Genomic DNA, 15,285 nt, shown 5'->3' with positions numbered 1-15,285 from the left:
ATTCGTTTTTAATCGCAACGCGCCGTCCGGGCCGTCTGAAATCCTTGTAAAAAATTTATCGAGACATTATGAAAACCACCGAACTACGCCAAAAATTCCTGAAATTTTTCGAATCTAAAGGCCACACCATCGTCCGCTCCTCCTCGCTCGTGCCACACGACGACCCGACCCTGCTGTTTACCAACGCAGGCATGAACCAATTTAAAGACGTATTCCTCGGCTTTGACAAACGCCCCTACAACCGCGCCACTACCGCGCAAAAATGCGTACGCGCAGGCGGCAAACACAACGACTTGGAAAACGTCGGCTACACTGCCCGTCACCATACCTTCTTTGAAATGATGGGCAACTTCTCCTTCGGCGACTACTTCAAACGCGACGCGATCCACTTCGCTTGGGAATTCCTGACTTCCCCCGAATGGTTGAACATCCCTAAAGACAAACTGTTGGCGACCGTTTACGCAGAAGACGACGAAGCCTACAACATCTGGTTGAACGAAATCGGCATGCCTGCCGAGCGTATCGTCCGCATCGGCGACAACAAAGGCGCGAAATACGCGTCTGACAACTTCTGGCAAATGGGCGACACCGGCCCTTGCGGCCCTTGCTCCGAAATTTTCTACGACCACGGCGAAGAAATCTGGGGTGGCATTCCGGGCAGCCCTGAAGAAGACGGCGACCGCTGGATCGAAATTTGGAACTGCGTATTTATGCAGTTCAACCGCGACGAACAAGGCAATATGAATCCGCTGCCTAAACCATCCGTTGATACCGGCATGGGCTTGGAACGTATGGCCGCCGTCATGCAGCATGTCCACAGCAACTACGAAATCGACCTGTTCCAAGACCTGCTCAAAGCCGTTGCCCGCGAAACCGGCGCGCCGTTCAGCATGGAAGAACCAAGCCTGAAAGTCATCGCCGACCACATCCGCTCCTGCTCCTTCCTGATTGCAGACGGCGTGATGCCGTCCAACGAAGGCCGCGGCTATGTACTGCGTCGCATCGTCCGCCGCGCCGTACGCCACGGTTACAAACTCGGTCAGAAACAAGCGTTTTTCTACAAACTCGTGCCCGACTTGGTGAAAGTAATGGGTGATGCTTATCCTGAGTTGAAAGAGAAGCAGACGCAGATTATGGAAGCCCTGCGCGCGGAAGAGAGCCGTTTCGGCGAAACGCTGGAAAAAGGCATGGGCTTGTTCAATCAAGTGTTCAACGGCATGAAATTCTTGAAACTGGAAAGCCTGCTGCCGCAAGATGGTGCGGGCAAACCACTGGCATTGAAAACCGCAGAGGGTGTGGAATTCACCGCCGCCTCCCGTGCCGCTTCAGGCAAAAAGCAAATCGTTATCCGTCCCCAAGTTTCAGGTAGCCTGAACGAAGGCATGTATATCGATTTGCAGGCTGCTTTGGAAACCGCCCATATTCCCGACGCGGAAAAACCGTTTGCCGAAGCCTTAAATGCCTATTTGATGGACAACATCGCCAACAGCAAACTCGTTATCGGTGGTGAACACATCTTCAAACTCTACGACACCTACGGCTTCCCTTACGACCTGACTGCCGACATGGCGCGCGAATTGGGCATCGATTTGGATGAAGAAGGCTTCAACCGCGAAATGGATGCACAACGCGCACGCGCACGCGCCGCACAAAGCTTCAAAGCCAACGCCCAACTGCCTTACGAAGGTCAAGACACCGAGTTTAAAGGTTATAGCGAACGCCAAACCGAATCCAAAGTCCTCGCCCTCTACAAAGACGGCGAGCAAGTCAACGAATTGAACGAAGGCGACGAAGGTGCCATCGTTATCGACTTTACCCCGTTCTATGCAGAATCCGGCGGCCAAGTCGGCGACGTCGGCTATATCTTTGCAGGCGAAAACCGCTTTGAAGTACGCGATACCCAAAAAATCAAAGCGGCTGTATTCGGCCAATTCGGCGTACAAACTTCAGGCCGTCTGAAAGTCGGCGACAGCGTTACCGCCAAAGTGGATGACGAAATCCGCAATGCCAATATGCGCAACCACAGCGCGACCCACTTGATGCACAAAGCCCTGCGCGATGTATTGGGTGAACACGTTGAACAAAAAGGCTCTTTGGTTACCGCCGAATCCACCCGTTTCGACATTTCCCATCCTCAAGCGGTCACTGCCGAAGAAATCGCCGAAGTAGAACGCCGCGTCAACGAAGCCATTTTGGCCAACGTTGCCGTCAATGCCGCCATTATGAGCATGGAAGATGCCCAAAAAACCGGCGCCATGATGCTCTTCGGCGAAAAATACGGCGACGAAGTACGCGTACTGCAAATGGGCGGTTTCTCAACCGAATTGTGCGGCGGTACACACGTTTCACGCACCGGCGACATCGGCCTCTTCAAAATCATCAGCGAAGGCGGTATTGCCGCAGGCGTGCGCCGTATCGAAGCCATCACCGGCCTGAACGCACTCAAATGGGCGCAAGATCAAGAACGCTTGGTTAAAGACATTATTGCCGAAACCAAAGCCCAAACCGAAAAAGACGTACTGGCGAAAATTCAAGCAGGCGCGGCACACGCCAAAGCATTGGAAAAAGAATTGGCACGCGCCAAAGCCGAACTCGCCGTCCATGCAGGCGCCAAACTCTTGGACGATGCAAAAGACCTGGGCGCAGCCAAACTCGTTGCTGCCCAAATCGAAGCCGACGCAGCCGCCCTGCGCGAAATCGTGACCGACTTGACCGGTAAATCAGAACAAGCCATCGTATTGCTCGCCGCAGTCAACGACGGCAAAGTTTCCCTGTGCGCAGGCGTATCCAAACCGTTGACTGCCAAAGTCAAAGCAGGCGATCTGGTCAAATTTGCAGCCGAACAAGTCGGCGGCAAAGGCGGCGGCAGACCGGATTTGGCACAGGCAGGCGGCAGCGATGCGGAGAAACTGCCCGCGATGATTGAGAGTGTGAAAGACTGGGTCGGCGCGAAGCTGGCTTGATGTGGAAAGGCCGTCTGAAACGTGTTTTCAGACGGCCTTTGCCAACTATCTAGCCGTAGATTGGGTCTCGATCCAACAGATTTTGTGAAATATAAGAATGTTGGAGCATGCTCCAACCTTATATATCCTATAATCATTATATTTTTAACTCAAAGGATTTGAAATGAAATCTCTTTTGAAAAATCTCAATAAGCTAGAACTGATACTTAACGAATTAGAGGCGCAACCAATTAATCTTAAATTTGATCCATTTGACCCTTTGAGTATTGAATCAGCCATTCAGGAATATAATTATGGTCTTGATTCAATAGCAGGAGATGAAATTAATAATCCAATAATTTCTTCGCTATTAGAGGGACTCAAGGAAAATGCACGTAGTGAAATTATTAGGGAAGCAGCCGAAGCACGACTCAAAAAAGGTGAATAAATGGGATTAGATATTTTTGAAGAAATTAATAATGCTATATTGGACTTGCAATCATCGGAACTGCAAACTTTTGAATGGTCATTAAAAAGGTTAAACGAACTATTAAATGATGAAGTTTTAAAAGTTCACAACGATGAGCTAACAGAAAATTTAAACTTAGAAAAACTTCTAGAAGATAGCTCTAACACAGGTGGTAGTTTTGTTGGTAGCTCAAAATTATTGTTACCAACAGATATGAAAGAAAGATTGGGCTATATTATTTTGCTGGTAAATTGGTTATCTAATGATACCAACGAAGTACTTGATTTTTGCCATCACTATTTCTATAGCGGCAATAAAATTATTGCAGGAATTCATAGCTTTAATAGGCAGGTATTAATACCATTTGCTCGAGATTATAAAAATTACATCACAAGGAAAGGGGCTAATATGGAAGTAAAGAACTCATCAATAGTATCTAATAACGTATTTATAGTGCATGGGAGAGATGATTTATTAAAAGTAGAAGTGGCAAGACTTATTGAAAAACTAGGTTTATCCGCAATAATTCTACATGAGCAACCAAACTCAGGAAAAACTATTATTGAAAAAATTGAAGAATATACGAATGTTGGATTTGGAATTGTTCTATATACACCCTGTGATATTGGTGGTCAAAAGTTAAGTAATTTAGATACCGATTTAAAACCAAGAGCCAGACAAAATGTTGTTTTTGAACATGGTTATCTTATAGGGAAACTAGGAAGAAATAAAGTGTGTGCATTGGTTAAAGAAGAGGTTGAATTTCCATCAGATATTAGTGGTGTCGTATACCAGAAAGTAGATGACGCGGGAGGATGGAAGTTAAAATTAGCTATCGAATTGAAACAAGCAGGATATTCCATTGATCTAAATATACTGTGTTAGCAGCAGTAGGTCGGGCATGAATGCCCGACCTACAAATCCAAGTTTTCCAACTAATCGTCAGTTTTAAATCTTTGTAAGGCCGTCTGAAAACCCAAACCCCGTTTTCAGCAAGCCGTAGCCCGCACCCCTGTCAACCGCGTGCGTGGCTAGACCACACACCCTACCACTGCGGGCGACGCAAACCTTAAGATTGAGGTGTAGGGTGTGTGCGGTACGCACGCACGCGGTTTTTGTTGCTACCGAATGATTCCAAACCATGCCGTAATCCAGTCGGCAGCAAACGCAGCTTGGGTCATGTACCAACAAAACTCAATATCAAAGGCCGTCTGAATTTCAGACGGCCTTTCTGTTTTCATTTCAAGCTGATATTTAAGCTTTTTGTTCAATCATCTAACATCAATCTTTCTCTACCGTAAAAAACAGTTCTTCCTGTTTCAAAGCATTGCCGTCTGCATCGGTCAATGCTGCTTCCGTTACGGAAAACTTGATAACGGCGAGGCTGAGGCTGCCTTGCTCTGTGAGTGCAGTATTAAGAATAACGCCTGCTTCTTCCTCGCCGACTTTGACGGCAATACCGGCGGCTTCTAAAGAATCGCCGCTTAATACGGCCAGACCGCGTTTGACTTGGCCTCGGTATTGGGCGCGGGCGATGATTTCTTGGCCGGGGTAGCAGCCTTTACGGAAATGGACTGCGCCGATGATATGTTGGTTGAGCATTTGGGCAACAGCCGCTTCTTTGGTTGCGGCGCAAATCCACGGATAGCCGCTGCGGATTTCGTGCAGGTTCCACGCGTTTTCGGCTCCTGCTTGATATTCGGCTGCATTTTCAGCTACTGAAATTTTCAGACGGCCTGTGTGCGGCAAGGCAATTTCTACGGTGTTTTCTTGAATTTGGGCTGGGAAAGACAGTTGCGGTTCGGCAGCAGGATGAGGTTCTGCATCGTCTGCCAACTCGCCGCTGACTACTAAATCAGGCATCAGCTCGAAGACGACTTTTGCACGCAAGACAAACATTCTCAGGCGTTTGACGATGGCTTCGGTCAAATCTTGAGCCATGACCAACAGTAAATCTTCTCCGCGATTGACGACCAGCATATTCGCCAATACACGGCCTTTAGGCGTATTGTATGTGGCATAACATGCCTGACCGATAGCTAAATTATTAATATCGTTGGATAATTGACCATGAAGAAATGAAGCTCTGTCTTCGCCGCTGACACGGACAACGCCGAAAAAAGGCAGGCGGGTTTGCATAATCGACTCCTTAAATTGTAGATGCTGAATTATCGCCCAAATTGCCGCTTATTATCAAATAAATAAATTCAGGCCGTCTGAATGTTTCAGACGGCCTGTTGTTTGGATTCAAACAATCAAAATTATTTGATGCTGACTTTGCGGATAATCACGGCTTCGGTTGGAACGTCTTGATGATAGCCACGTGTCGCTGTTTTCACTTTGCTGATTTTACGGACCACGTCCATGCCGGAAGTGACTTTACCGAAAACGGCATAGCCGTAGCCTTGAGGGGTTTTGCTTTTGAAATTCAAAAAGTCGTTGTTGGCTGTATTGATAAAAAACTGGCTGGTTGCTGAATTCGGATCGCCGGTGCGCGCCATGGCGATGGTACCGACATTATTTTTCAAGCCGTTGTATGCTTCATTGGTGATGGCTTTATCGGTAGATTTTTGTACCATATTCTCGGTAAATCCGCCGCCTTGAATCATAAAATTGTCGATAACGCGGTGGAAAATCGTGTTGTCGTAAAAACCTTTTTTGGCGTAATTGACAAAGTTTGCCACGGTTTTCGGCGCTTTGACTTCATCCAGCTCCAGTTGGATGTTGCCCATATTGGTTTCAATCACTGCATGGGTAACTGCTTGTGCTTGTACGGAAAGTGAGAGTGCAAGGGCGCACAGGGTCAGTTTGATGGATTTTTTCATATGTCTTCTCGAATGATGTATTGTGAAAATGGAATATTAACCTTGTTTCGCGTGAAATCCATAAAAAACATGTAAGATTTTTCAAGCAAAAAACATAAGGCAATCAAATCAGGCCGTCTGAAAAGGGATAAAAACCAAATTCTTGCTCTTTATCATTCCCTTTCAGACGGCCTGCTATTACGGTCAAACCGAAATCAGATTAGAAATCCAATTCCGCTTTTAGCCAATAAGTACGCGGCATGCCGACAACGGCGAAGCTGCGGTCGTATTGGCCGCGCTGTACCTGCCAGTAGTTTTTGTTGAACAGGTTTTCTACCGAGCTGCTGACGGTCAACGTATTTTTGCCGAGCTTGGTTTTGTAGCGCGCGCCTATGTCAACCAAAGTGTAGGACGGGAAGGCGTATTGTTTTTGCGTGTCTTGGTAAGACTTGCCGAAGTACGAAACGTTGCCGTTCAGGGTCAAGCCTTTGGCAAACGGGGTGTCCCATTCCACGCCTGCTTTGGCAATCACGCGCGGGTTGGCGACTTGTACGCCGTTAACTAAATTGTCGGCGAAATTCGGATAATCTTTTACGGTTGATTGCAGATACATCAGACCGAAAGTCGGACGCAGGGTTTTGTTCAACAAGTTGGCATAGGTATTGAACTCGATACCGCGGCTGCGTTCTATGCCTTGCTCCGAACCGCTATAAGCCAAGCCTGCATTTTTGCGCGCTGCGAAATCAGTTCCTGAAGTCGTGTTGCCGCGCCAGTAGCCCGGGCGTTTGATTTGGAACGCGTTTAAAGTGGTGACAAAGTCGCCCCAGTTTTTGCGTACGCCGACTTCAAATTGGCGGCTGACGCGCGGATCTGCCATCGTTACATGACCGTCGTCATCAGTACGAATGTCGGACGGCTCCAAATCTTCCATATAGTTTCCGTAAACCACCAAATCGGGCTGCGGAACCCATGCTGCCATCAACATCGGGCTGAAACGGCTCGCATCTGCTTTGCGGCCGTTTAATTTGTTTTTCTGCTCGACGGCTTGGAAACGCCCGCCTAAAGTGAGGCGGTATTTGTTGTCGGCAAAACCAAGTGTGTCGGAAACTGCCAAACTGTTTACTTTGATCACGGTATCCAATGAAGGGGTTGGGTTCCACGCGCTGCCTAAGTTGGAATCCAATTTTGCCAATTGAGTAGGAATGTCGATGCTCGGATCGATAACGCTGCTTCTTGTTTGACGTGCGCCTTGATAAGTAGTGCGTTTGCGGTCGATGCGGTCAAATGCGGTACTCCAGTTGTGGCTTACCGGACCGGTTTCAAATTCGCCGCGTGCAGTCAGATTCATACTGAGCGTTTTAAAACGCTGGTCGGTCAAACGCGCGCGACCTGAATTGTAGGTCAAACCGCTGCTTGTAACGGTAGGAGAGGCGAAATTGCCATAATAGCGCGCATTGTTATAACCAATACCGCCTGTAATTTGGGCATTTTCAAACGCATCCCATTCAAAAGTCAGCATATTGGTCTGACCGCGCGTGTTTTGAGCCTGCCAGCTCGGCGCCAAATTCACTTTGCCTTCAGGTGCGTCAAACAAGCGGCCGTTGGCGTTTTGAATGTCCTGCATACGCGCGCGACCGCCGTTGGTTTTGCGTTTTGCGTAGATGGAATCGAACGCCACGCGCACTTTTTCGCCGCGATAGTCGGCATTCAAAGCAAATTCTTTGTTGTCTTCGCTGTAACCGTGACGCGGAGTGTCGCCGTGGCGCAGTTTACCATTGGCGCGCACGCCGAATTCTTTGTTTTCGCCGAAGCGTTGACCTAAATCGAACGTACCTTGGGCGCGGTTGTTGCTGAACCAGCCCAAACCGATTTTACGGTTACCTTCGTCTGCGGCTTTTTTGGTTTCGATGTTGACGGAACCGGATACCGCGCCTTCAGGGTCCATGCCGTTTACGGCGGTGGACGCGCCTTTAATCAGTTGTGCGGAGCCGACTTGCACGCTGGCCGTGCCTTGCGTGCCGTACATACCTGCCAAACCGTTGACGCTGAATTGGCGTGCATCAAGCTGATAACCGCGGAAATACAGGCCGGTCAATGTGTTGCTTTCGCCGCCGAACTGCCAAACGGAAGCGTCTTTTTTCGCTACGGCATCCACCAAAGTACGCGCTTCGGTGTTGTTGAGGGCTTGTTCGTCGTAGTTGACGACGGTAATCGGCGCGGTAAAAGCGTTGGCTTTACCCAATACGCCCAAGTTCACACGGTCACGTAAGTCGCCGTCGCTGGCAATAGAATAAGAGCGTGCGGCCTTCACGCGTTTAGCGTCGGCATGGACTTTGACTTCCTGCAACTGCTGTTGCACAGGGGTTTCGGGTGTTGCTTCATCGGCGGCATAAGAAAATGCGCTCATAATCAAAAGCGGCATCAGGGCTAATTTGCTGTTCATAAAATACCTTCTGGTTTGAAATATTAATAATTCTTATATCGAGTAAAAAATTACAAAGTAATTTGGTTTTGCGATTATATTTGATAAGATTTCCGCTTTCCATAAAAACAAATAAGAACCGTTTGTAAACACAAAAAATACAACAGTTCAGAAAACTATTATTACAGTTACCATAGTCAAATAAATTTGCCGTCCTTTCAGACGGCCTTTACGACCCTTTCAGAGAATACATCCATGCAAAAATGGCAAACCGAGCTTTATTCCTCACCGTCTTGGCTGGTGCAGACCTTGTTGATGGTCGCCGCAGCTTCGGCGGTGATTCTGTTTTTTGCACGCAACACGCGCTTCGGGCGCGAGTTCAGCTATATCCTGCGCCTGTGCCTGACGCCGAAAAGTGCAGTTAAAGTATTGCTGCTGATTACGGTGATGATTACGCTGCTGTTAACCGAAGTACGGCTGAATGTGTTGAGTACCTTTATGTCCAAAGGGCTTTACGACTCGATGCAAGATTTGAATGCCTCCGCGTTTTGGATGTTTGCAGCGATGAATGCAGGCGTGGTGTTGATACGGGCGTTTAACAACGTCGTCAACGACTTTCTCGATCAAGGTTTGGCGATTAAATGGTCGGAGCGGCTCAATGAAGTTTTGACTTCACGCTGGCTTGCCGACAAAAACTACTACCGCCTGCAAATGCGCCGTCATGCGCCAGACAATATCGACCAGCGTATCCAACAAGATGCGCAGGATTTCATCGCCTCGACCATAGAATTTGTGCGCGGCATGGTCAACTCGGTCGTTACCTCGCTGGAATTTGCCGTTGTTTTATGGGGCTTGGCGGGCATTCTGACCGTGTTCGGCTTCGATATTCCGCACGGCATCGTTTGGTTTGTGTATATGTTCGTGATTTTGGCGACCTTTATCGCTATGTGGATAGGCAACCCTTTAATTCGTTACAACTATGAAAACGAAAAGCTCAACGGCGACTACCGTTATTCCCTCATCCGCGTGCGCGACCACGCCGAAAGCGTGGCGTTTTACAGCGGCGAAAAACACGAACACGACCAGCTTTCCGACCGTTTTAAAGCCATTATCCGCAACCGTTGGCGCATTGCGCGGCAAAGCGTCTGCCTGAGCGGCTTTAACGATATGTTCACCAACGGCATCAAACTCTTCCCGATTATTTTGCAAGCTCCACGCCTGTTTGCCGGACAAATCAAAATCGGCGACATCCAGCAGACCGTCCAAGCCTTCGCACGACTGCAAAACGCGCTGTCTTTCTTCCGGATGTTCTACAACAAATTCACCGCATACCGCGCCCGATTGGAGCGTCTGTACGGCTTTTTGCTGAGTACGGAAGAAAAACACACCGCACGACAACCCGACCTTACCGAAGTTTCAGACGGCCTGATCTTAGAAAACGTTGCCCTATACCGTCACAACGGCGAAGTTTTATTAGACGGTATCAATATTAACCTCAAAAGCGGCAATTCCCTGCTGATACGCGGCCCGAGCGGTTGCGGCAAAACTTCGTTGCTGCGCACGCTGGCAGGGCTTTGGCCTTTCGGCAGCAGCGGTAAAGTCAGCCATCCGCCGCATCAAGACATCCTCTTCCTGCCGCAACGCCCGTACACGGCGCAAGGCAGCCTGCGCGACGCGATTTGTTACCCCGACATCGACAAACAGCATCCTGAGTTAGCCGAAGCCATGAATATCTGCCGCCTAGGTTATCTCGTTGATAAATTGGACAAAACCGACGACTGGCAACACAAACTCTCCCCCGGCGAACTGCAACGCGTCGCCTTCGTCCGCGCCCTGCTCTCGCAGCCTAAAGTCATCCTGCTCGACGAAGCCACCGCCGCCTTGGACGAGCCGACCGAAGCCATGCTCTACCGTGCTTTAAAACAAAAACTGCCCGACAGCATCATCATCAGCATCGGACACCGCAGCACGCTCAACGAGTTCCATGATTTATGCCTCGATGTCGGTCATGTACAATGCTGAATTAAGGGCATACCAAAGGCCGTCTGAAACAGTGAGAAACGAAATCAAACGATTTTGTCCTCGCCGTTTCAGACGGCCTTTTCAAACGCCATAGCATGTTTATTTGCTATACTCTGCATTGTGTTAACGTCGTCTAAAAAATATTTATGAAAACCCTGGCCCTTATTCCACATTACAACCATCCGACCACCATCAGCCACGTTGCCCAAACCATGCGTGGCTTTGGTTTAAACGTTTTAATTGTGGACGACGGTTCACGCGAAGAATGCAAACCTGTATTGCAGGCTTTGGTTTCAGACGGCATTGATGTCCTTTACCGCCCCATCAACGGCGGCAAAGGCGCAGCGGTCAAAACCGGTTTGGAATACGCCGAAGAACATGGCTATACCCACGTCTTACAGGTTGATGCAGACGGCCAACACTGCTTGAACGACACACTCAAACTCCTCGCCGCAGCAGAACAAAATCCCGAAGCCGTTGTTTGCGGCTGGCCGCAATACGGCGATGACGCGCCTAAAGCACGGCTTTACGGACGCAAAATTACCGACTTTTGGAATATGCTGCACACTTGGTCATGCGACATCAAAGACGGCATGTGCGGCTTCCGCCTCTATCCGCTTGCACCCGCACTGTCCGTTGTCCGCGAAGAAACCGTAGGCGACCGCATGGACTTCGATACGGAAATCCTTATTCGCCTCTACTGGCGCAACGTCAAACCGGTTTGGATTAAAACGCCCGTCCAATACGCCGCCGACGGCGTGTCCCATTTCGATGCCTTTGCCGACAATGTCCGCATCAGCAAAATGCATACACGGCTGTTTTTCGGTATGTTGAAACACCGATTGGGTAAAGTTTTCGGAAAGGCCGTCTGAAACCATGACCAATAATAAACAAACCCATTGGGCGGCGCAGCCCGAACGCGGCAGCCGCCTGTTTCTCGCTCTGACCACACTGATGGTGCGCTATCTGCCGGCTTTTTTCATGAGGCCGTGCATTTGGTTTGTGGTGCTATATTTTTATGCAACCGCGCCCAAACCGCGCCGTCATGTCTTACGCTATCAAACCCGTCTTCAGACGGCCTTTCCCCATACCGTCCTGCCGAAACATAGCGTATTCAAACAATTCGTCGCATTTGGCGAAGCGGTTTGCGACCGTTTTGCCGTGTGGCAACGCAAAATCCGTTATGAAGATTTGGTAATTGAAGATCCGGACGACATCTATTCGCAAGTCAAGCGCAACGAACGCGGCCAGATTTTTGCCTGCTCACACTTGGGCAATACCGAAGTTTGCCGTGCGCTGGTGTCGCACCATAAAAATTTCAGACTCAACGTATTGGTGCACAGCAAACACGCGCAGGCATTTAACGAGGCATTGCAAAAAGCCGGCGCAGATCATATCCGTCTGATTCAGGTGACAGATTTGGACACCACCCTGATGATGGAATTAAACCACCGTATCGAAAACGGCGAATGGATTGCCATCGCGGCCGATCGCGTGCCTGTACGCGGCGAGAAAACCGCCGACATTAATTTCTTAGGCCACACTGCCCCTATGCCGCAAGGCGCATGGCTGTTGGCTTCGCTTTTAAAAACGCAGGTAAACACGCTGTTTTGCGTCAAACAAAACGGCCGCTATCATTTGAAACTGCGCCGCTTTACCGATACTTCCAGCTGGAAACGCGGCAACCGCGAGGCTGCCGTCAAAGACGCGATGCAGGGTTTTGCCGACATTCTGGCGCAAGAATGTGCGCAAAATCCGCTACAATGGTTCAATTTTTATGATTTTTGGGGCGAAGACGCCGTCTGAAACCATCACACTTACTCTTTTAAACCATGAAAAAACACATCTACTGCCAACACAGCTTTAAAACCGAAGTTCCTTTTTTTGACGTAGATGCCATGCACATCGTGTGGCACGGCAACTATGTCAAATACCTTGAAACCGCACGTTGCGCTTTTTTGTCTTCCATCGGTTATGACTACAATGAAATGGGGCGACAGGGGTACAGCTGGCCGATTGTGCAGATGAACCTCAAATACATCCGTCCTGCCCGTTTCGGCCAAAAAATCCGCGTTGATATGGATATCGTTGAAATCGAAAGCTGCCTGCGTATCGATTACACCATTTACGATGCTGAAACCAACGAAAAACTGACCCGCGCTTCGACTACCCAAGCCGCAGTATCGCTTTCAGACGGCCTGATGCAGTTTCAAACGCCGGACAGCTGGTTGGAAGCAGTAAAAAGACATCCGACTTTTAAGGCCGTCTGAAAAATTTAGCGATTAAACAACATATTGCCTGCTTATCAACTTTACCCTTTATAATTTTACGTTTCTGTTTTCAGACGGCCTTTATCCTCAAATCGCACACATTATGCTACTGAACCTCAACCGCTTTGCCTTTCCTGTTTTCTTAAAAGAAACCCGCCTGCTTACTGCCCTCGCCCTGCCTATGCTGTTGGCGCAAGTGGCGCAAGTGGGTATTGGTTTTGTCGATACGGTAATGGCTGGTGGCGCAGGTAAGGAAGATTTGGCCGCGGTGGCTTTGGGCAGCAGCGCATTTTCCACGATTTACATTACCTTTATGGGCGTGATGGCGGCGTTGAACCCGATGATTGCCCAGTTGTACGGCGCAGGTAAAACCGAAGAAGTCGGCAAAACAGGAATGCAAGGCATTTGGTTTGGCTTGTGTTTGGGCGTATTCGGCATGTTGTTGATGTGGGCGATGATTACGCCTTTCCGTCATTGGCTGACATTGAACAATTATGTCGAAGACACGATGGCGCAATATATGTTCTTTACCAGCTTGGCTATGCCGGCCGCCATGATACACCGCGCTCTGCACGCCTATGCCTCAAGCTTGAACCGTCCGCGCGTAATTATGTTGGTCAGCTTCGCGGCATTTGCGTTGAATGTACCGCTGAACTATGTGTTCGTTTACGGCAAATTCGGTATGCCTGCTTTGGGCGGCGCAGGTTGCGGCGTGGCAACGGCAGCGGTATTTTGGTTCAGCGCATTGGCTTTGTGGCTTTATATCACCAAAGAAAAATTCTTCCGTCCGTTTGGCTTGACGGCAAAAATCGGCAAACCCGATTTGGCGGCCTTTAAACAGATTTGGAAAATCGGCGCACCCATCGGCTTGTCTTATTTTCTAGAAGCCAGCGCGTTTTCGTTTATCGTCTTTTTGGTGGCGCCATTCGGCGAAGATTATGTCGCCGCGCAACAAGTCGTCATCAGCCTGTCGGGTATTTTGTATATGGTTCCGCAAAGTGTCGGCTCGGCAAGCACGGTACGCGTTGGCTTTTCGCTCGGGCGGCGCGATTTTTTGCGGGCGCGTTATATTTCAGGCGTTTCGCTGGTGTTGGGCTGGCTACTTGCCACCTGCACCGCGCTGCTCTTGGTTGTCTTTCGCTTTCAGTTGGCAGGTATGTACACCAACGATGCGGCAGTATTAGGCATTGCCGCAACCGTTTTATTTTTCGCTTCCCTATTCCAACTGGCAGATGCCACCCAATGTATCGCTTCATATGCGCTGCGCGGCTATAAAGTGACCAAAATGCCGATGTTCATCCATGCCGTGGCTTTCTGGGGCTGCGGCCTGTTGCCCGGCTACCTGCTTGCCTATCATGCCGATATGGGCATTTACGGCTTCTGGACCGCGCTGACCGTTTCGCTGACGATTGCCGCCATTGCATTGGTATGGTGCTTGGAGCTTTGCAGTAAAGAGATGGTCAAATCACATAAGGCCGTCTGAAATTTCTTTCAGACGACCTCCATTGATATTTCATTTACGGCTTATTCACTCTTAAGGAAAAAAATGTTTTCAACTTCCATTATAGAAAAACTTGCTTACTATATTTATTGCTTGATTGACCCTAGAGATGGCAATATTTTCTATGTAGGTAAAGGCGTGGGCAATCGCGTTTTCCATCATGCCCTAGGTTCATTACAAGAAACAGAAACGCCAAGTGATAAAATTGCTTTGATTAGGGAAATACATAAAAGCGGAAACCAGCCCGTGTATTACATTCTGCGGCACAACATCCAAACAGACAAACAGGCTTTTGAATATGAAGCAATGGCAATAGACCTACTCTCCCTAGTCAAGCCGAGCCAGCAGCCGCTGACTAATATTCAAGGCGGCACGCATTCTTCTGAAGTAGGATTGATGAGCTTGTCCGAATTAAAACGAAAATATGATGCGCAAGAATTGAAAACTGATAAACCTATTGTTTTAATTACGATTAATAACGAATACGAGAAACTGAAAAAAGACATCAGATCAGGGAATATTCCTGAAGCCGATAGGCATAAGGAAATTTATGAGCGCACACGGAAATATTGGAAAATCGGAAGTAGGCGTGAAAAAGCAAAATATGCAGTTGCAGTCTATCGCGGCTGGACATTGGCAGTATATGAAATTGAAAGATGGATTTCTGCCGACGATATTATTCAAGGTCGTTGGATGTTTGAAGGCAAGCCGTTACCAAAAGAGTCCAATATTTATCAAGAAATCGTGGACAAGCTGACCTATTCTTCCCAAGAAAACTATAAAGCGCCCCAAAACCCCATTACCTATCGTAATTGTTAAATAGTAAGTTTTCAGACGACCTGAATCCACAAAATC

Annotated in this window: 12 protein-coding genes; 9 read left to right on the top strand and 3 right to left on the bottom strand. The window is 48.6% G+C overall.

The window, feature by feature from the left end; translation table 11 throughout:
- The first annotated feature begins 68 nt into the window (after nt 1–68).
- From alaS to ACTHSA_RS06885, 3 genes are all read left to right on the top strand, one after another.
- Nucleotides 69–2,963: an alanine--tRNA ligase gene (gene alaS, locus ACTHSA_RS06895; protein WP_440360590.1), complete on the top strand. Its 2,895-nt coding sequence runs from the start codon at nt 69–71 to the stop codon at nt 2,961–2,963.
- 163 nt (nt 2,964–3,126) lie between these two features.
- Complete coding sequence (locus ACTHSA_RS06890) at nt 3,127–3,390, top strand: hypothetical protein (RefSeq protein WP_049351259.1); 264 nt, start codon at nt 3,127–3,129, stop codon at nt 3,388–3,390.
- Nucleotides 3,391–4,296, top strand: coding sequence for a TIR domain-containing protein (locus tag ACTHSA_RS06885; RefSeq protein WP_070849820.1), 906 nt, complete (start codon nt 3,391–3,393; stop codon nt 4,294–4,296).
- 396 nt (nt 4,297–4,692) lie between these two features.
- Here the strand turns inward: ACTHSA_RS06885 and ygfZ are convergent, their stop codons facing one another.
- The 3 genes from ygfZ to ACTHSA_RS06870 all read right to left on the bottom strand — a co-directional run bounded on the left by ygfZ (nt 4,693) and on the right by ACTHSA_RS06870 (nt 8,658).
- Entirely contained in the window at nt 4,693–5,550 is an 858-nt protein-coding gene (gene ygfZ, locus ACTHSA_RS06880) for a CAF17-like 4Fe-4S cluster assembly/insertion protein YgfZ (RefSeq protein WP_107791828.1), read from the bottom strand.
- Nucleotides 5,551–5,672: 122 nt separating this feature from the next.
- Entirely contained in the window at nt 5,673–6,236 is a 564-nt protein-coding gene (locus tag ACTHSA_RS06875; protein ID WP_070608800.1) for a peptidylprolyl isomerase, read from the bottom strand.
- A gap of 199 nt (nt 6,237–6,435) precedes the next feature.
- Complete coding sequence (locus ACTHSA_RS06870; RefSeq protein WP_440360591.1) at nt 6,436–8,658, bottom strand: TonB-dependent receptor; 2,223 nt, start codon at nt 8,656–8,658, stop codon at nt 6,436–6,438.
- A gap of 234 nt (nt 8,659–8,892) precedes the next feature.
- On the opposite strand from ACTHSA_RS06870, the gene ACTHSA_RS06865 reads away from it, so the two are divergent.
- The 6 genes from ACTHSA_RS06865 (at nt 8,893) to ACTHSA_RS06840 (ending at nt 15,249) form a co-directional block, all read left to right on the top strand.
- The gene (locus ACTHSA_RS06865; protein WP_440367730.1) at nt 8,893–10,659 is read left to right on the top strand and encodes an ABC transporter ATP-binding protein/permease; all 1,767 of its coding nucleotides are present in this window, start codon (nt 8,893–8,895) and stop codon (nt 10,657–10,659) included.
- 146 nt (nt 10,660–10,805) lie between these two features.
- Nucleotides 10,806–11,531 (top strand): glycosyltransferase family 2 protein, encoded by a 726-nt coding sequence (locus ACTHSA_RS06860; RefSeq protein ID WP_039862192.1) that lies wholly within the window; start codon nt 10,806–10,808, stop codon nt 11,529–11,531.
- Nucleotides 11,532–11,535: 4 nt separating this feature from the next.
- Nucleotides 11,536–12,465 carry an LpxL/LpxP family acyltransferase gene (locus tag ACTHSA_RS06855; protein ID WP_070625664.1) on the top strand — a complete coding sequence of 310 codons (930 nt, stop codon included), beginning with the start codon at nt 11,536–11,538 and terminating at the stop codon, nt 12,463–12,465.
- 26 nt (nt 12,466–12,491) lie between these two features.
- Complete coding sequence (locus tag ACTHSA_RS06850) at nt 12,492–12,929, top strand: acyl-CoA thioesterase (protein WP_070625666.1); 438 nt, start codon at nt 12,492–12,494, stop codon at nt 12,927–12,929.
- Between the two features lie 103 nt (nt 12,930–13,032).
- Entirely contained in the window at nt 13,033–14,412 is a 1,380-nt protein-coding gene (locus ACTHSA_RS06845) for an MATE family efflux transporter (protein WP_049336801.1), read from the top strand.
- A 63-nt stretch (nt 14,413–14,475) separates the two neighbouring features.
- Nucleotides 14,476–15,249, top strand: a complete 774-nt coding sequence (locus ACTHSA_RS06840) for an LEM-3-like GIY-YIG domain-containing protein (RefSeq protein ID WP_004519963.1) — start codon at nt 14,476–14,478, stop codon at nt 15,247–15,249.
- The last annotated feature ends 36 nt before the right edge of the window (nt 15,250–15,285 follow it).

Origin of the sequence: Neisseria sp. P0008.S002, assembly GCF_051962805.1 — a bacterium.
Lineage (GTDB): Bacteria > Pseudomonadota > Gammaproteobacteria > Burkholderiales > Neisseriaceae > Neisseria > Neisseria perflava.
This window is presented reverse-complemented; position numbering and strand designations above follow the sequence as displayed.